The sequence below is a fragment of the Streptomyces cadmiisoli genome (assembly GCF_003261055.1).
Taxonomy (GTDB): domain Bacteria; phylum Actinomycetota; class Actinomycetes; order Streptomycetales; family Streptomycetaceae; genus Streptomyces; species Streptomyces cadmiisoli.
In genome coordinates this window covers 1,814,620-1,830,013 of sequence record NZ_CP030073.1, presented here as the reverse complement: position 1 = coordinate 1,830,013, position 15,394 = coordinate 1,814,620, and the positions used below count along the sequence as shown (strand labels likewise).

The 15,394-nt window shown below is 70.6% G+C and carries 20 protein-coding genes and 1 pseudogene; 18 read left to right on the top strand and 3 right to left on the bottom strand.

Annotated features, from left to right (window positions below; genetic code table 11):
- Positions 1 to 21 precede the first annotated feature (21 nt).
- The 3 genes from DN051_RS07550 to DN051_RS07540 all read right to left on the bottom strand — a co-directional run bounded on the left by DN051_RS07550 (position 22) and on the right by DN051_RS07540 (position 2,291).
- Positions 22 to 714, bottom strand: a complete 693-nt coding sequence (locus tag DN051_RS07550; RefSeq protein ID WP_112438330.1) for a hypothetical protein — start codon at positions 712 to 714, stop codon at positions 22 to 24.
- Complete coding sequence (locus DN051_RS07545; protein WP_112438329.1) at positions 714 to 1,028, bottom strand: DUF6112 family protein; 315 nt, start codon at positions 1,026 to 1,028, stop codon at positions 714 to 716. The genes DN051_RS07550 and DN051_RS07545 overlap by 1 nt, the downstream gene beginning before the upstream one ends.
- Positions 1,029 to 1,166: 138 nt before the next feature.
- Positions 1,167 to 2,291 carry a C40 family peptidase gene (locus tag DN051_RS07540; protein WP_112438328.1) on the bottom strand — a complete coding sequence of 375 codons (1,125 nt, stop codon included), beginning with the start codon at positions 2,289 to 2,291 and terminating at the stop codon, positions 1,167 to 1,169.
- A 514-nt stretch (positions 2,292 to 2,805) separates the two neighbouring features.
- Between DN051_RS07540 and DN051_RS07535 the strand changes: the two genes are divergently transcribed.
- The 18 genes and pseudogenes from DN051_RS07535 to DN051_RS07450 all read left to right on the top strand — a co-directional run bounded on the left by DN051_RS07535 (position 2,806) and on the right by DN051_RS07450 (position 15,312).
- Positions 2,806 to 3,561 (top strand): DNA-methyltransferase, encoded by a 756-nt coding sequence (locus DN051_RS07535; protein WP_112438327.1) that lies wholly within the window; start codon positions 2,806 to 2,808, stop codon positions 3,559 to 3,561.
- A gap of 250 nt (positions 3,562 to 3,811) precedes the next feature.
- A complete protein-coding gene (locus DN051_RS07530; protein WP_162625130.1) occupies positions 3,812 to 4,354 on the top strand; it encodes a DUF4913 domain-containing protein in 543 nt (180 codons plus the stop codon).
- The gene (locus tag DN051_RS07525; RefSeq protein WP_020271124.1) at positions 4,351 to 4,836 is read left to right on the top strand and encodes a hypothetical protein; all 486 of its coding nucleotides are present in this window, start codon (positions 4,351 to 4,353) and stop codon (positions 4,834 to 4,836) included. Before DN051_RS07530 ends, DN051_RS07525 begins: the two co-directional genes overlap by 4 nt.
- 18 nt (positions 4,837 to 4,854) lie before the next feature.
- Positions 4,855 to 5,551: pseudogene (locus tag DN051_RS07520) on the top strand (hypothetical protein).
- Positions 5,552 to 5,569: 18 nt separating this feature from the next.
- Positions 5,570 to 6,313 (top strand): hypothetical protein, encoded by a 744-nt coding sequence (locus tag DN051_RS07515; RefSeq protein ID WP_112438325.1) that lies wholly within the window; start codon positions 5,570 to 5,572, stop codon positions 6,311 to 6,313.
- A gap of 146 nt (positions 6,314 to 6,459) precedes the next feature.
- Positions 6,460 to 6,807: an SH3 domain-containing protein gene (locus tag DN051_RS07510; RefSeq protein WP_246040962.1), complete on the top strand. Its 348-nt coding sequence runs from the start codon at positions 6,460 to 6,462 to the stop codon at positions 6,805 to 6,807.
- 94 nt (positions 6,808 to 6,901) lie between these two features.
- Positions 6,902 to 7,384, top strand: a complete 483-nt coding sequence (locus DN051_RS07505) for a hypothetical protein (RefSeq protein ID WP_112442139.1) — start codon at positions 6,902 to 6,904, stop codon at positions 7,382 to 7,384.
- Positions 7,381 to 7,824: a hypothetical protein gene (locus tag DN051_RS07500; protein ID WP_112442143.1), complete on the top strand. Its 444-nt coding sequence runs from the start codon at positions 7,381 to 7,383 to the stop codon at positions 7,822 to 7,824. Before DN051_RS07505 ends, DN051_RS07500 begins: the two co-directional genes overlap by 4 nt.
- A gap of 10 nt (positions 7,825 to 7,834) precedes the next feature.
- Positions 7,835 to 8,236, top strand: coding sequence for a hypothetical protein (locus tag DN051_RS07495; RefSeq protein ID WP_162624880.1), 402 nt, complete (start codon positions 7,835 to 7,837; stop codon positions 8,234 to 8,236).
- Between the two features lie 42 nt (positions 8,237 to 8,278).
- A complete protein-coding gene (locus DN051_RS07490; protein ID WP_112438324.1) occupies positions 8,279 to 9,121 on the top strand; it encodes a winged helix-turn-helix transcriptional regulator in 843 nt (280 codons plus the stop codon).
- A complete protein-coding gene (locus tag DN051_RS07485; protein WP_112438323.1) occupies positions 9,118 to 9,621 on the top strand; it encodes a regulator in 504 nt (167 codons plus the stop codon). Before DN051_RS07490 ends, DN051_RS07485 begins: the two co-directional genes overlap by 4 nt.
- The gene (locus DN051_RS07480) at positions 9,618 to 10,853 is read left to right on the top strand and encodes an MFS transporter (protein ID WP_112438322.1); all 1,236 of its coding nucleotides are present in this window, start codon (positions 9,618 to 9,620) and stop codon (positions 10,851 to 10,853) included. The genes DN051_RS07485 and DN051_RS07480 overlap by 4 nt, the downstream gene beginning before the upstream one ends.
- Positions 10,854 to 10,885: 32 nt before the next feature.
- A complete protein-coding gene (locus DN051_RS07475) occupies positions 10,886 to 11,188 on the top strand; it encodes a hypothetical protein (protein WP_112438321.1) in 303 nt (100 codons plus the stop codon).
- A 52-nt stretch (positions 11,189 to 11,240) separates the two neighbouring features.
- Entirely contained in the window at positions 11,241 to 12,470 is a 1,230-nt protein-coding gene (locus DN051_RS07470; RefSeq protein WP_246040960.1) for an ATP-grasp domain-containing protein, read from the top strand.
- Positions 12,467 to 13,339 carry an SPDY domain-containing protein gene (locus tag DN051_RS07465; protein WP_112438320.1) on the top strand — a complete coding sequence of 291 codons (873 nt, stop codon included), beginning with the start codon at positions 12,467 to 12,469 and terminating at the stop codon, positions 13,337 to 13,339. The genes DN051_RS07470 and DN051_RS07465 overlap by 4 nt, the downstream gene beginning before the upstream one ends.
- A 29-nt stretch (positions 13,340 to 13,368) precedes the next feature.
- Positions 13,369 to 13,857 (top strand): hypothetical protein, encoded by a 489-nt coding sequence (locus DN051_RS07460; protein WP_112438319.1) that lies wholly within the window; start codon positions 13,369 to 13,371, stop codon positions 13,855 to 13,857.
- A gap of 32 nt (positions 13,858 to 13,889) precedes the next feature.
- Positions 13,890 to 14,909 (top strand): SpaA isopeptide-forming pilin-related protein, encoded by a 1,020-nt coding sequence (locus DN051_RS07455; protein ID WP_112438318.1) that lies wholly within the window; start codon positions 13,890 to 13,892, stop codon positions 14,907 to 14,909.
- Between the two features lie 166 nt (positions 14,910 to 15,075).
- On the top strand, positions 15,076 to 15,312 hold the full coding sequence (locus DN051_RS07450) for a hypothetical protein (protein ID WP_112438317.1): 237 nt from the start codon (positions 15,076 to 15,078) through the stop codon (positions 15,310 to 15,312).
- Positions 15,313 to 15,394: the final 82 nt, after the last annotated feature.

Below are 15,394 nucleotides of genomic sequence, written 5' to 3'. Positions count from 1 at the left end.
CTTTCGTGTGTCAGGCGCGGGTCACTGCGTGACGCTCGGAGCGATGGCGGCCAGGGTGCAGTCGTGGTTCGGGCGGCACTGGACGGCGAGGGTCACGGCCCGTTCCTCGGCCCCTCCGCCGCCCTTCTTCCAACTGAGCGTCTGCTTGCCGTTGACGGTGACGACGTAGATGTACGCCTCGGTGATCGCGGACGGGTCCTCGGCCAGGGCCTGCTTGAACGCGCCGGGGTAGTGGCCCTCGGTGACGTGGGCGGTGGCGTGCTGGTCCTGGTCGGCCATCCGTGACCACAGCACCGGATCGGGCACCTGGCCTGAGACCGAGGCCCAGTCGGCGTACTTGGTCTCGGCGGTCATCCAGGCGCGCATGCCGGCGAGCTGTTGGTCGCGGCTGGTGTCATGGGTGTCGTAGGACCACAGCATCTGGGCTGCTGCCTTGGCGTAGGCGACCGGCTCGGAGATCTGCGGCGGCTTGGGCACCGACCCGGATCCGGAGGAAGGCTTCGGGGCGGCCTCGGAGGAGGACGGGCTGCCAGTTGGGGCAGGCGCCGCGGTGCCCGGAGCCTGGTGGCTATTCCCGCCTCCGGTCAACAGGGCGACGACCCCGGCGATGGCGAGCAGGACGGCGACGGCGGCGGCGACGATCGCGATGCGCCGGTTGGCCGACCACCCCGAGCCGTACGAGGACAGTGAGAGGGACGGGGATCGTTTCCGCATCAGTGGACCTGCGAGCCCAGGCCGGAGAAGAAGGCCACGATGCCGTTCGCGGCGCCCAGACCGAGGGCGGCGCCAGCGGCGACCACGGCGCCCTTCTTCCCGTTGGCCTCGGCCTGGTGGCCACCGGTGTGGTGGCCCCAGGCCCAGACGCCGAGCGAGACGGCGAGGGCGCCAACGACGGCGATGATGCCGAACATGTTGATCGAGTTGACGACGTTCTTCAGCACGCTCAGGCCGGGCAGGCCACCGCCCTTGGGCGCAATTCCTGGGTCGTAAGCGAGCTGGATGACACGGTCTGCGAGGGGGACGGACATAGGGGTGGTGGGGCTCCTTGCATACGCGGGCCCAGCGAGGGCCGGCGGGGAAGGCGAAAGCGGAGGGGGAGGTGCGGGAAGGGCGTGGAAGTGGCCGCAAGGCCGGACCGCCCGGGGCGAAGCCGGGCGGGTGCGGCGTCAGAGGACGCGGCGGGTGGCGAGAATCGTCCAGTCCTTGATCGGGGTGATCCGGACCGGCTTAGTGGTGCGCGGCGCCTCGATCACGAGGCCCTCGCCCATGTACATGCCGACGTGCTCGGGCCGGGCGGCGGTGCCGCGGCTGAAGATCAGGTCACCGGGCTTGAGATGAGCGGGCGAGATCGCCTTGCCTTCGTTGACCTGCGTGTACGTCGTGCGGGTGAGCGTGATTCCGGCGTGGGCGTACGCCTGCTGCATCAGCGAGCTGCAGTCGCAGCGGCCCATGGGGTCAGGACCATGCGAGTTCGTGCAGGATCCGCCCCACTGGTAGAGCGTTCCGAGCTGCTGCATCGCCCAGGTGATGGCCTTGCGCGCCTTCGGATCGGCGTCCTTGGGGATCGAGTAACCCTTCGGGACGCTCCCCTCGGGGATGCGGCCGAACCCGGAACCGTCCTGGCCCGGCGCGCAGCCGGTCGTGGCCGGCTGCTTGTCCTGGTCCGATTCCTTGCCGTCCGCGTCACCGCCGCCGGGGAAGGTCTTGGCGATGGCGGCCTGCAGCGCGGTGGCGAGCTCTTCCCACTGCGCGTACGCGTCTGGCAGGCCGGACTTCTGCACGGCTTGGGCGGCCTGGGTGACGGTCATCTGCTGCCACCCGCTCACTTTGAGCAAGTGCTTGTAGAACTGCTCGCTCGCGTAGGTGGGGTCGCGGATCTGCTCGGCGCTGCCCCAGCCCTGGGAAGGGCGCTGCTGGAAGAGGCCGAGGGAGTCGCGGTCGCCGTGGGCGAGGTTGCGCAGTCGGCTCTCCTGCATCGCCGTGGCGAGCGCGATGATCTGTCCCTTCTTGGGGACGTCGAGGGAGAGGCCGGCGGCCACGATCGTCTGGGCGTTGGGGACTTGCTCGGCGGGCAGGTCCAGGCCCTCGACGTGCACGTCCTTGCCGGAGGCGCCGTCAAGGATCTTGGTGACCTGTTCGGCGACCTTGTCGCTGTCGATGTCGCTCAGGCAGCTGCTGAAGGAGCCGCTGCTCTGCACGGCGTCGGCCGAGGAGGCCAGCATCATGCCGGTGCCGGCGATCAGGATCGGGGACAGGAAGACGACGCCGATGCCGGCGGCGAGCCCCTTCAATCCGAGCGGACCGCTCGCCGGGCAGCGGGTTCGGGCATGGGTGGGTAGCGAGACGTCATGAGCGTGTCCTTGGGGGTGCGGTGTCCGGCGTACCGCGTGCGCGAGGCGTCTCGGAAGGGCGCGGTAGCCGGGGTGGGCGATCGGGACGGGCCGGTGCGGGGCGAGATGCCGCTCGCTCCGCGTGGCCGGGCCGTGAGCTAGGTGTGCCGGGGCAAGGGGTACCTCCGAGAGGTGTGGCAGGGGAGTGGCCATCGGCGGTGTGCGCCGGGCGGTTCAAAAACAGTAGGCGCGGATCGGCGGTTGACCAAAAAGTCGGCGTGAGGTGCCGGAAACCGATACCTCGACAGGGCACTTCTTGGTCGTCGGCGGTTTCGCCTCTACAGTTTTTGGACTCCCCCTCGCCCTCCTCGGTCTGTGGCCCTGGGCTTCTGCATGCCCACTTCCGGCCCGCGAGGACTCCTGCGCGAGGCGACTATTTCCCTCCGCGTTTCCGCACCCGAATCGGGGTTTTTCTTTGCCTTTTTCCCTTCACCAGGGCGACGCTCTGGCCGTTCTCTCCGGCCTTCCGGATGGCTGCGTCGACTCCGTCATCACCGACCCGCCGTACAACAGCGGAGGGCGGACCGCGAAGGAGCGCACCACGCGCTCCGCGAAGCAGAAGTACACCTCCGCCGACGCCAAGAACGACCTCGCCGACTTCACCGGCGAGAATATGGACCAGAGGTCCTACTCGTTCTGGCTGACGCAGATCATGACCGAGGCTCACCGCCTCACCAAGACCGGCGGGACGGCCCTGCTGTTCACCGACTGGCGCCAGCTCCCGACGACGACGGACGCAATCCAGGCGGCCGGATGGCTGTGGCGCGGTGTCCTGGCCTGGCACAAGCCGCAGGCCAGGCCCCAGAAGGGCCGGTTCACCCAGAACTGCGAGTTCATCGTCTGGGCCAGCAAGGGGCCGATCGACGGCTCCCGCAACCCCGTCTATCTGCCTGGCATGTACTCGGCTTCGCAGCCCTCTGGCGCGAAGCGCCAGCACATCACGCAGAAGCCGGTCGAGGTGATGCGCGAGCTGGTCAAGATCAGCCCCGAGGGCGGCACGGTCCTCGACTTCTGCGCCGGCTCCGGCTCCACGGGCGTGGCCGCCCTGTTGGAAGGCCGGGACTTCATCGGCGTGGAGAAGACCGAGCACTACGCGTCGATCGCGGCCGACCGGCTCACCGAGACGATCCGCGCAACCCTCACGCAGGACGACGTGGTTCTCACCGCCTGAGCCGCGTCCTTGCCCGTCGCCAAGGCGACCAGCTCCCACCGCAGCCGTTGGCGAAATACCGCCGGAGGAACGTGCAATCCGTCGGCGGCACCGCGCGAGGGCGCCCCCGCACCTCCCTCATTCCGCGTCTCGTAGGAGGCCGAACTTCTCAATGCCCGAATTCGCAAAGCCTGCCAATGATGGAGAGTTGGAGCCGATTCGCATTCCGGATCCACAGCTGGAGGGAATCGAGGCGAGCGTGCGGCGGCTCATGGAGCAGTCGGCGCAACAGGCTCAGCAGCTCGACCACTTGGCGTCCGCCCCGTCGCCGAGTGGATCACCGTTCGCCGCGTTCGGCATGCCGGGAATCGGCGGCCCGCCGGCCGCCGCTCCACCGGAGCCCCGCCCGATCCTGGAACTGGACGGAGAGGAACGCGAGGACGAACTCGACGCCCTGTCCGACTGGGTCGACGACTTCTTCCTCCCGGTCTACGGGGCGGAGGTCACCACCGCGGCGCCCTGGTGCCTGCAATGGCAGGAGCACGACGACGTCGTGGCCTGGCTCCATGCCTTGTGGCTCGCCTACCAGCAGCACAAGGACCCCGAAGCCGGGCTCTCCGGCCTGTTCGTGTGGCACCGAGACTTCCTCACCCACGCCGTCGCCGCGATCCGCGCACCAGGCGGCCCGCTGTCGGCCTGCATGACCTCTCCCGACCGGCCCGCACACCGTCTCCTGCCCGGTCCGCCGCCGTCCGTACGGGCGGAGACGGTGGCCACGGCGGAAGCCGCTGACCAGGACGAGCCGGCGTCATGACCGCGGGACAGGGACAGCCCGCCTTCGGACTGAGCTTCGATCCGCGCGCGCTGACCGATCTTCTCCAGGCCCCCAGCGACATACGCGACCTCACCCTTGCCTACCTGCAGGAAGTCGTGAACGCGCAGCGCTTCGGGCTGCGCCTCGACGGTGACCTGGAAGGCTGTCGAAAGCTGTTCGTGGACTCCCGCAAGGACTGGCGCGTCGTCTACGCCGTCCGGCCGGCGCCCGCGGAGTCCGCCCACCACAAGGAGATCCACGTCGTCGCGATCCGGCCGCGCGCGGGCAACGACGTCTACGACGAGGTCGGCCGCCGCCTGGGCATGACTCGCCGGCCGCTGAGCGCCCGCACCCACGCGGCACGCTCCCGTTCCCCGCAACTGGCCGCCCGCGCGCCCGTGCCCCGGCCCGGTCCGCCGCCCACTGCGCCACCGGGTCTGCCCCGTCCCGCACCGAACCCCGCGCACCATCCCACCCGCTGAACCCACGGAGCATCGCCTATGCCCCCTGAACCCGCGCTGACACCCTCCCGGCGTGCGGTCTCCCCGCTCGACCAGCGCCTCGAAGCCGCCACGGGCACGACATCGACACCCTGTGGGCCTACCGCGACCGCGGCGTCCTCGACGAGCAGCACGCCCAACTGGTCGACCGGCACCGGAAGCTGGCCAATGCCCAGACTGGCGCCATCTTCCACCTGCGCCTCCTCAACCGCCTGTCCAGCGGCGAGTTCGACGTCGACGGCGCTCTGTTCACGCGTATCGACCCACCGTGGACCAGTTGGAAGAGGCTGCCGACGCGCGGGACGCCGCTGCCCGGGATGTGCTCGCCGCCCTGGAGCCCATCGAAGCCGCAGCAGGTTTCGTCGCGCCCGACGCGCAGCAGCTCTCGACTGACGACCAGGCGGCGCTGCTCGCCATCGCCGGCGGCGCCAAGCTCTACGAACACCTGCTGACCGGCCGGATGTCCGTCACAGCCGCCTCCGGCACCCGCATCCCCCACACCAAGCTACGGCGGCTGGAGGACGCCAACCTGGTCGCCCAGGACACCGGCCACCCCGTACACGCCGGCCAGCCGGTCGCGCTCACCGACGCCGGAAGAGCCGCGATGTTCGCCGCCCGCCGGGCCCCCACGACGCAGACGCCGAAGGTCCCAGCTCGCCCCGGCACATCGCCGTCCACTCCGGCGCAGCGGCGCTGAACTCCACCGAAAGGCCCCTTGTTGTCTCCCACCGAACCGGCGCCGGTCCGGAAGTCCATCCCTCAAGTCGACTTCGATCTGGACGACCTCGACGCCGACGAGGAGAGGTACCTCGACTTCTACCGCAAGGTCGGCGTCCACGAGGACATGCTCGTCCCCCTCGCCGAACATCACGACGGTCCGCACAGCTACTACGTCCTGTTCGACCGCACCGCGACCTGGGGACACCCCGGCATGCCCCAGGTGCTCGCCGTGCATCTGCAACGGGACTACGAGAAGCAGACGTTCAGCTTCGAGCAGGCCCCGCTGCCGCTGCCCGCGATGGCGCAGTCCTGGCTCATCCACCGCGGCTGCCCTCACGACGCCATCGGCCTCGACCCCGAACTGGGCCCGCCGCCGGCGGACGAGGCCACGCGAGCGCTGGAGCGACGCCTCGCCGGCGACGGCAACCACTACGCCATGGGCTACTCCTACACCAGCGACGACCCCGACGACATGGTCGTGCTCGTGGCCCTGCGCGCCCTGGACGAACGCGCCCCGTTGCCGTTCCGCGTCGTGGTCGAAGAGGTCGACACCGAGACGTGGACGCACACCCTGCGCGAGGGCGGCTTCGACACGGTGGGCGAGGCCCTGCAGTGGTGCGACGACCGGCTCACTGGCGAGGCCGGCCCTCTCCCGCCGATCCGCCCGGCAGCCGCCGCCAGCCGTCCGGCCGGTGTGGCGAAGGCCCCTGCTCCGCGCCCACCCGGCCGTTCGCGCTGAGCGCTCAGCCGACACGGGCGGCGCAACATAGCCGACGATCGCCGGTTAGCCAAACCGGCGATTCTCCGGACTCTTATACAGCCGCCAGGACAACCCCGCGGCGCCCTTCCCTACCTTCCCCACGCCTTCACGGAGGTTCCTTCCGCATGCGCTCCACCCGAATCGCTATATCCGCCGCGATGCTCGGCGCACTCGCTCTGCCGGTGCTGTCCGCCACCACCGCCAACGCGGCACCGACCGCCGCCTCCGCTCTCCCTGCGAGCAGCTGCTCGTCCCTCCCGCCGCTGCCGTACGCAGTGCACGCCAAGGCCGTGACCATCCGGTCCAAGGCCAGCTCGAAGTCCACGGCGCTCGGGGTGCTCTACAAGAGCCACAAGTTCACCGTCTCCAAGAAGAGCGGCAACTGGGTCTACATCACGGACAAGACGACCGGCGTCAAGGGCTGGGTCTCCAGCACGTACGTCTACCGCGACGTCCGTATGTGCCTGGACTAACCGGACTTCAGCACGTCCCGGCAAGCGGCTGATCGCCCAGTACGGGGCCCCTCACATTCCCTACGCATCGGCCTATCCAGAACAGGAGATCCTTTTGTCCGACGGCATATCCGAGAATTCTGCGGATGTCGTGGGCGTCCTCACCGAACGGATCGAAGCACGCTTCGACATGGGCATGGACCAGTTGAAGGCCGCGGTCACCGCCGCGCCGACCGCGAACCCTGACGCCACCGACGTCGTCAAGTGGCACGGCCTTCTCGTTGAGGCCCAGTCCGTGCTGGAGCGCGCGGAGGACGACCTCCTTGCTGCACTGCATACCCAGCCCAGCGAGGTCGACGACCCGACGATGGGCCTCGCTCACCGGGTGAACGCGGCCGTCACCGCCCGCGACGGTCGGGCCCTGGTCGTGCGATGGCTCCTCGACCCGGACGCCCCAGGGAAGAAGGACCTCGCCGCAGAGCGCCTCGCCCGTCTTCGGCCCCGCACCGGGCCGGCGGTGCAGACCAGCGCCCCCAACCGGCCTGCGAGTACAGCCGCACCGGCGACGGCGTGGCGGTCGACGAGGGCCGCCCGATAAGCCGGGACAAGGCCAGCACCATGGACGGCGACCTGCAGAAGGTCTTCGGGAAGCCGGTACCCGAGCTGTACGAGGCGGCTGCCGGCCACGATGCCTCGCCCGCGTTCGCCCGTGCCCTGGAGCTGCGGTCCTTCCTGGCGCTCACCGAGGAGCAGGTCGCCCGCGTCCGCGACCGCGTACACGCCGACATGGATCCCGACCGCGACATGAGCGAACTGTCGGCCGACAGGCTCCGCTTCGACGCGCAGTGGCTGGACGCGGCACTAGAGGCCCGCGACGGCTACCGCGCCGCCCTCGGCGAGCTGCTGCGCACCATGCCGCCGCCTGCGCAGCAGGCCCGGCCCGTCCGCACGGCACCGCTCAGGGTCACCGCAACCCTGCCCCCGTCCACCGCCCCGGCACCCCCGCGTGCCGGGGCGGCCCGGGGCCGCCGACCGTGAAAGCCCCCGATTGCCCCATCCCACGTCCACCGACATAGCCGGACGGATCGAGGACCTGTACGGCGCACCGCTCGCCGACCTCGAAGCCCACGCCCAGGACCAGCCGCCCGGCATGCTCTCCGCCCTGCTCGGCATGCACGACGATCTCGCCCTCGTCGAGCGCAGCATCGACTTCCACCGCGACCACCTCGCCCGGCTCATCCACCCCGAGCGGCAGATCGGCCCGCGCGAGGTCTCCCACCTCCTCGACGGTGCACGCCGCCTCGCCGAAGCCGTCGCCGTCCGCGAGGTCCAGGCCAAATCGGTCGCCGCCGTCCTGCAAAGCCTGGCCCGCATCCCGGCCCCGTCGACTCCCTCGCCGCCTGCTCCAGCTCCGCCTCTTGCGGCGCAGAGCCCGGCGCACAGCCGCTGACCCGCAGGCCAACCCCCTTTCATTCACCCAGGAGTTCCTCCCTTGGCCATCACCGCTCTGCCCCCTGACACCGACGCCGACATCGCCCGGGTCACTGAGGCCCTGGCCATGATCACCCCGCGCTGGAACGTGAGGATCCTCCTGGCCCTCTCCGGCCCGCCGCTGCGCTACAGCGAGCTGGCGGCCAAGGTGTCCTGGCTGCAGAGCGGCCAGCTCCACCCCAAGCTCAAGGCGCTGTGCGACGCCGGACTCGTCGTACGCACCGAACACACCTCACGGCACGTGACCTACGGCCACACCAACCGTGGTGTTGCCCTACTGCCGGTCCTGCCGGTGATCGTCACCTGGGCCGAGGAACACCTGGAGAAGGCGGACCGCTCGCTGCCCGCGATCGAGCAGATCGAGGACAGCCTCACCCTGCTCACCCGGCGTCACGCCGCCGCCATCTTGTGGGTGCTCAAGTCCCGCCAGGAGGTCAGCGGGCGGGCCCTGGCCCGGATCGTGATGCCCAGCAGCGACTGGACCAACATCTACCCGCCGCTGCGGCAGCTGGTCGCCGACGGTCTCGTCGACACCAAGGGCACCGGCCGGCCCTACCGGCTCTCCGCAGCAGGCGACGGCCTGAGCCCCGTTCTCGGCACCCTGTCCGCCTGGTCCGCCGGGCAGCCCCTCGACCAGGCGTCCCAACACCCGGTCTGGGGGAACCCGCAGGCGAAGCCCGCGCAAAGGCCGTGGGTCAGCAGCCAGTCACGGCCGGCCCCCGCGGCGCTCCCACCCGCTCGGATGCCCCAGTCCTCTCCGGCGTGGCACAACCGCGATCTCTTCTCGCACGCCACGACCGCCCGCCCGAAGACAGCCATCCCGGCGGGAGGCCCGCGCCGATGAGCACCCTCTACAGCTCTGCCGAAGTGCACCGCGCTGTCGAACTCCTCGCCTCGCGCCCCCTGGTCCGCCTGGTCACCGAGATCGACGACAACGGCGCCATACCGCCGCGACGGCTGGCCGGCATCCTGCCCGACCTCTCCACGCACCAACTGCGGAGTGCTTCCGACACGGCCCGCGCCTACGGTCTCGTCCGGGTCGCGCCCGGCGGCGGTCTGCAACTGACCGACGATGGGATGGAGTTGGCAGATTTGTACGACGCGATGGCCCGCTGGGCCCGGCGTCACGCCGTCCCGGACCCCATCTGCGAGTTCAGCAGCCGTATCCGGCACGTCCTCGACCTGTTGGCACCATCGCTCACCGCCGAGCGAGCCGATGCTCCCTCCCCGCTGATCGGCGACGGAGCCGAGGCGGGGCTGGCTCGTCCCCGCACGCTCCTGATCCAGTGGCTGGCCGACAACCCCCAGGTGGCCACGGTGTCTGAGCCTGAGCCGGTCGCGTGAACGCAGCAGTCACACCCCGACACGCACGCCACACGGGCGGGCTGATGCGCAGCATCTACCTGCCGCGCACGGCGGACGCGTTGGCGTTCGCGATGTCCACCTACGGCATCCCGCTGCTCGTCCTGGCCACGACGCGATCCGCCGCGCTGACGGGCGCCGCCTTCGCCCTGGAGTGGATCCCGCGGCTTGCTGCGTTTGGGTGGGCCGGATCGGTCGTTGACCGGCGCGGTGCCGCGGTGGTCTTCCACCTGGCCTCCCTGGGGAGGGCGCTGGCTCTCGCCGCCGGCGCGGTCCTGCTCCATCTCCACCCGTCCGGCACCGTGGCGAGCGCGACCGTGATGGTGCTGGCGGCGACGACCGGCGTGCTCACCGAGTTCAGCTATATCGCGGCCGAGACCGCGGGTGCCGCCGCCGGACGCCGAGCAGGACGGCGGGCCCACCGTGTCCAGGCTGTCCTATTCGGCATCGACCAGACGGCGACCCTGGCCGGTCCGGCGCTCGCCGGAGTGCTCTTGCTTGCCGGGCCGCCGTCGATGCTCGCGGTGATCACCATGCTCTCGCTGCTTGCCGCGCTGCTCGCCCTGCGCACCCCGCCCTCGCCCGTGGTACCGGCCCGTGTGCCGAAGGGGCAGTCCGGCGGCGGACTGCTCACCGGGTGGCGCACCATCCGCTCGCTGTCCGCGCTCGGCTGGCTCGTGACCGGGCTGACCTTGTCCAACCTGGCGACCGGCCTTCTTCAAGCGGCCGGTCCCGTGATCGTCGTCAAGCACTTCGGGCAGTCCACCACCGCAGTCGGCCTCGTCTGGTCCGCCGCTGCCGCAGCGACGCTCCTCAGCGTCGCGCTCTGCCGGTTCGCGCTCGACCGCCTCGGCCTGTGGCCGGTCGGCGCCGCCTGCGCCGCCCTCGCCTCGCTCGGCTGTCTCGCCGCTGCCCAGGCTCCCGACTACCGGTCCTACCTGGTCCTGGTCGCGGTCCTCATGGCGGGCGAAGGCGGCATGACGGTCGTCCTGCGCACCCTGCGCTCCCGCCTGATCCCTCCGGAGAAGTTCGGCAGCACCCTGTCGGCGACCATCCTCATCCTCCTGCTGCCCTTCCCCGTCGCCGGCGTGCTCACCGCGCTCACTCCGCCCGACGCGCTGGGCCACGTCATCACCGTCTGCGCCGCGCTGCAGGCCCTCGGTCTGTTCTGCGCCTTCGCCCGCCTGCGAACCGATCCCGCCCTGCGCACCTGACCTTGTTGCGTCCCCAGCCTGTGGAGAACTTCATGTCCATTGCCGCCCTTGGATCGCACCGCACGGCTGGTCGCACCATCACCGAGCAGTTCCACGCCTTCGACGCCCACAACCCGCACGTCTACCGGGCCCTGGAACGCATGGCCGCTCGCCGCCTGGCCGCCGGCGCAACCCGAGTCAGCTTGAAGGACCTGTTCGAGGACCTGCGCTGCCAGCTCCCTCATGGGGTCGCCGGGCTGAACAACAACTACACCGCCCTCTACGCCCGCCGCCTGATCAGCGAACACCCTCACTGGGCTGCGGCGTTCGAACTGCGCCGCCGCCGTGCCGCCTGAGACGCCCCTCTCTTCCCTCGTCCCGCCGTCCATCGATACGGAGAACCCCTTCTTGTCCGCTCGTCCTCTCGTGCTCGTCGTTTCTCCTGGCGACGAGACCTACCGCGGCTACTGCCTGGAGCAGGTGGCCGCCGCGTACGACGTCGTCCTGCTCACCGGCACCGAGCCGTCGTGGGAGAAGCCGTTCATCGTCGACCACACCGTGGTCGATCTGAGCGACCCTGCAGCGCTGCTCGCCGGCGGCCGGGCGCTGGCCGAGCACCATGACCTTGCCGGCGTGGTCACCTGGGACGAGTGGCACCTCGTCCCCACCGCCCGTCTCGCCCGCGCGCTCGGTCTGTCCTCGACGTCCGTCGAGGTGATGCGGGCCTGTCGCAACAAGGCCACCGCCCGGGCTCTGTTCGCCCGCCATGGCGTGCCCTCGGCCGCCTCGATAAGGGCGCGGACTCTACTGGAGGCCGGCCTGGCGACGATGACCCTCGGCCTGCCGGCGGTCATCAAGCCCGCGGCCTTCGCGGGCAGCATCGGCGTGATCCGCGTCGACCGGCCCGAAGAACTGCCCGCCGCGTTCGCGTTCGCCTCGGCCGGAGCGAGCCGCAGCCGCGAGGACACCGGCGTCCTGGTCGAGGAGTACCTCGACGGGCCGGAATTCTCGGTCGAATGCGTCACCCACCGCGGAGCGACCACGGCGGTCGCCGTGACCCGCAAGCACCTGGGCCCCGCGCCGTACTTCGACGAGGCCGGGCACACCGTCGATGCCGCCGACCCACTCCTGGCCCAGGTCGCCCCGGCCGCCGCTGCCGCGGTCAAGGCCCTGGGGATCACCGACGGTGTGCAGCACGTCGAGCTGCGCCTGGTGGACGGTCGGCCGCGGTTGATCGAGGTCAATGCCAGGATCGGCGGCGACATGATCGGCCACCTTGTCCGTCTGGCCACCGGCATAGACCTGCCCCGGGCCGCCGCCGACCTCGCCTGCGGCCGAGCGCCGGACCTCACCCCGACCCGCAGCGGGGCCGCGGGCATCCGCATGCTCTACCCGGATACCTCCGGCACCCTGACCGCCCGGCACATCAACCAGCCCTTCGCCGCCCACACCCCCTGGCTGCGCCAAGTGCACTGGATCCGCGAGATCGGCGACGAGCTCGTCCTGTCGCCCGACGGCGACCTGTTCACCGCCAGGGCCGGGTTCTACATCGTCACCGGCCGCACCACCGCCGAGGTCACCGAACGCCTCGACACCGCCGCCGACGAGATCACCGTCACCACGAGGGCAGACCGATGATCCCACAGCCCGATTCGCACCACGAGATCGACGGCGACGTCTACGTCTCCCCGCGCCACCTCGCCTCCACCACCGGAACCGGCGACCCCGCCCTCGCCCCGTTGCTCGACCTTAGCTGGGACCTGCGGTACGACGAGGACTCCAACGTGTACGTGAGCGCTCCCGACCGGCGCGTGCGCCTGGGCTACCTGCCCGAAGGCGAGGACGACGGGCTCTGGCGCATCAACGCCTACAAGGACTCCTTCGGACCGCCGGCGTGGGGCGTCTGCTTTAACGACCGCGTCCCCACCGAGTTTGTCCAGGCGTTCACCACCATGCTGGCCACGGCGTACGAGCAGGGGCCGGATGCTTACCTTGCCCGGCCGATCTCCGGCATCGACGAGCACGATCCCTTCCTGGCGGTCGTGCCGCTTCTGAAGCAGGGCTGGGAGATCGACCGTCCGCGCTGGGGCGTCTTCGCGGTCCAGGCCCCGGACGGGCTCGCCGGCATGGAGTTCACCACCGGCGACCTCGATCCGGAAGCCGAACTGACCACGCGCGACGCGCGCTGGCAGCTGTGGGCGGGCAAGTCTATCGACCGGCCCGTCTGGTACGCCACGGCCAGCACCGACACCCCGGTCGCCCTGCTCACCGCCGTCACCGAGTGCGTCGCCGATCCGGCTCCCCTGCCCCGGTGGCGCGAGGTGACCTTCAGCTACATCAAGGGGATGGCCCAGCTGACCCCGATCCTCCCGCCGGGCCCGTCGGCTCCCACTCCGCTCGACGTGCAGCGGGCCGTCTCCTCCCGCCGTCCGGTTGCGCTGCCCGCGGCCAGCGTCCCGCGCTGGAGCACCACCAGCCCACCGGCCCTGCCCGGCCCGCGCCGGTAGGACCAGCCAGACCTCGACCGGAGCCTCTCTTGTCCCTGCAAGCCGCCGAGTTCTTCGCCGAGCTGTGCCTTCCCTTCCACGACCACACCGTTGTTGGCAACACCTACTTCGCTGTCCCGATCCCCGATGCACCGCTGCGGATGCGGATCGACTTCACCGTCACCATCCACGCGGACACCTACGGAGGGCTGCGTGTCACCGTCGTTCATCCGGAACGCGGCGAGATCGACGCGGTGGCGCTCAGCTTCGTGGACCACGGGACCTTCCACCGCCGCGATGAAGCCACCAATACCCGGCCGAACACCAAGCAGTACGGCACCTTCGACACCTATCACCGCCCCGGCCGCCCGCCGTGGGACGGGGCCGTCACCACCGGGCTGCGCGACGCCATCGAGCAGTACACCGCCGTCTGGTTCCCCGGCGCCTGGGCCGCGTCCAGGCCCAGGCTCGCGGTTGGCCGCACCCCGCGCAGCACTCCCACCCAGCCGGCTACCCCAGTCGTCGGCCGCACCCGCTGACCTCCCCGACCGATCAAGGAGTCCTCTTCCCCGTGCACGCATGTCTCGTCCGATCCGCTGCTGCCCTCGCTGTCGCGGCCGGCACCCTGAGCTGGGCGCCGGCCGCGAGTGCCGAGCCCTCCGAACCGACCCCCTCGGCCTCCGCCGCTCCCGCCGCGAAACCGGCTTCGGACGCGGGCAGCGTCGAGATCACTACGAAGGACACGGCCGGAGACGCCTTGCCCGGCGCCGCGTTCCTGCTGCTGGACTCCGCCGGCCAGGAAGCCGCACGCGGACAGAGCGACGCCCAGGGGAGTCTGACCTTCCCCGACCTCGCGCCGGGCGTCTACCGGCTCAAGCAGATGGCTTCCGGCAGCCCGCTCCACGAAATTGTCAGCGATCAGGACGTCATCGTTACCCCGAGCGCGACCACACGGCTGACGATCACCGACCCGTTCAAGGCTGCCAAGGTCCTCCTGCAGGCCAAGGACGACAAGACCGGAAGCCTCCTGCCCGGCGCGACCGTGAACATCGGCACCGGCACCTCCACGCTGCTCACCCTGACTACCGGCACCAAGGGCGCCGCCTCCGGAGAACTGCCCGTGTCGAGCCGCAGGACGCAGTTCTGGGTCAAGGAGATCAAGGCTCCTGCCGGCTACGACCTCTACAAGCCGACGAAGACGTTTACCGCAGGTCCCGGCGCCCCGGTGACGGTGGCCGTCACCAACGCCAAGACGGCCACCGACCCGAAGCCTGACCCCTCCAGCAAGCCGACGCACAGGCCCACCGACTCCCCGTCCAGTCCGGGCAAGCCGAACAGCGGTACCGCAGGTGCCACCCCCTCCGCCTCGGGCAGCGACACACCGGAGCCCGACTCCTCACCCGTCGCCGCGACCTCGGTCAAGGACTCCACGCAGAAAACGCCGACGGGCTCCCTCGCCCACACCGGAGCCGACGCCACACCGTGGCTGGTCGGTGGCGCGGCCGTGCTGATCGCAGCAGGCGGAGGCGCTCTCCTCCTGGCACGCCGCAGCCGCACGGACAGCCTCACCGACGACTCCCCCGAGAGCTGACCCGCACTCCCCGTCCACGACTCAGAGCCCCCGGATTCCACAGCCTGGAATCCGGGGGCTCTGTCGTCCACGAACGCGCGCGGCCTCGTTACGAACTGGTCGGCCCAAGCGGGTACGCGGCCCCGACGGCCCGCCCCCGCGCGGTCGAGGACGTCCCGTCGGGTCCATGACGTTCTTCCGGGTGCACCTCGACCGAGGCCGCAACGCCTCCTGGGCCATGGAGGAGGAGTCCGAAGAACTCTACGAGACCGCCCGGGTCCTTCTCGACCTCGAGACGGGCTCCTTCACCGACGAAGTCAGTGAAGGACTGGAGTACGTCGGCTCAGCGCTGCTCGTCATGGATCGAGTGACGCTGGATCCCCCCATGGCGCGGACACGGCCTGGCGGCCGTACTCGCGTGTGAGGCGATCCCCCCGGCCTATGGCCGGCTGCCGCTCCATCGCCTGCTCGCCAGGCATCACCGACCTCAGCAGCCGCCGGCTGAC

Coding starts and splice junctions, on each gene's coding strand:
- DN051_RS07550 (WP_112438330.1), bottom strand. CDS start 714: ATGCGGAAACGATCCCCGTCCCTCTCACTGTCCTCGTACGGCTCGGGG.
- DN051_RS07545 (WP_112438329.1), bottom strand. CDS start 1,028: ATGTCCGTCCCCCTCGCAGACCGTGTCATCCAGCTCGCTTACGACCCA.
- DN051_RS07530 (WP_162625130.1), top strand. CDS start 3,812: ATGGAGCAGTCGGCGCAACAGGCTCAGCAGCTCGACCACTTGGCGTCC.
- DN051_RS07525 (WP_020271124.1), top strand. CDS start 4,351: ATGACCGCGGGACAGGGACAGCCCGCCTTCGGACTGAGCTTCGATCCG.
- DN051_RS07510 (WP_246040962.1), top strand. CDS start 6,460: ATGCGCTCCACCCGAATCGCTATATCCGCCGCGATGCTCGGCGCACTC.
- DN051_RS07485 (WP_112438323.1), top strand. CDS start 9,118: ATGAGCACCCTCTACAGCTCTGCCGAAGTGCACCGCGCTGTCGAACTC.
- DN051_RS07475 (WP_112438321.1), top strand. CDS start 10,886: ATGTCCATTGCCGCCCTTGGATCGCACCGCACGGCTGGTCGCACCATC.
- DN051_RS07465 (WP_112438320.1), top strand. CDS start 12,467: ATGATCCCACAGCCCGATTCGCACCACGAGATCGACGGCGACGTCTAC.
- DN051_RS07450 (WP_112438317.1), top strand. CDS start 15,076: ATGACGTTCTTCCGGGTGCACCTCGACCGAGGCCGCAACGCCTCCTGG.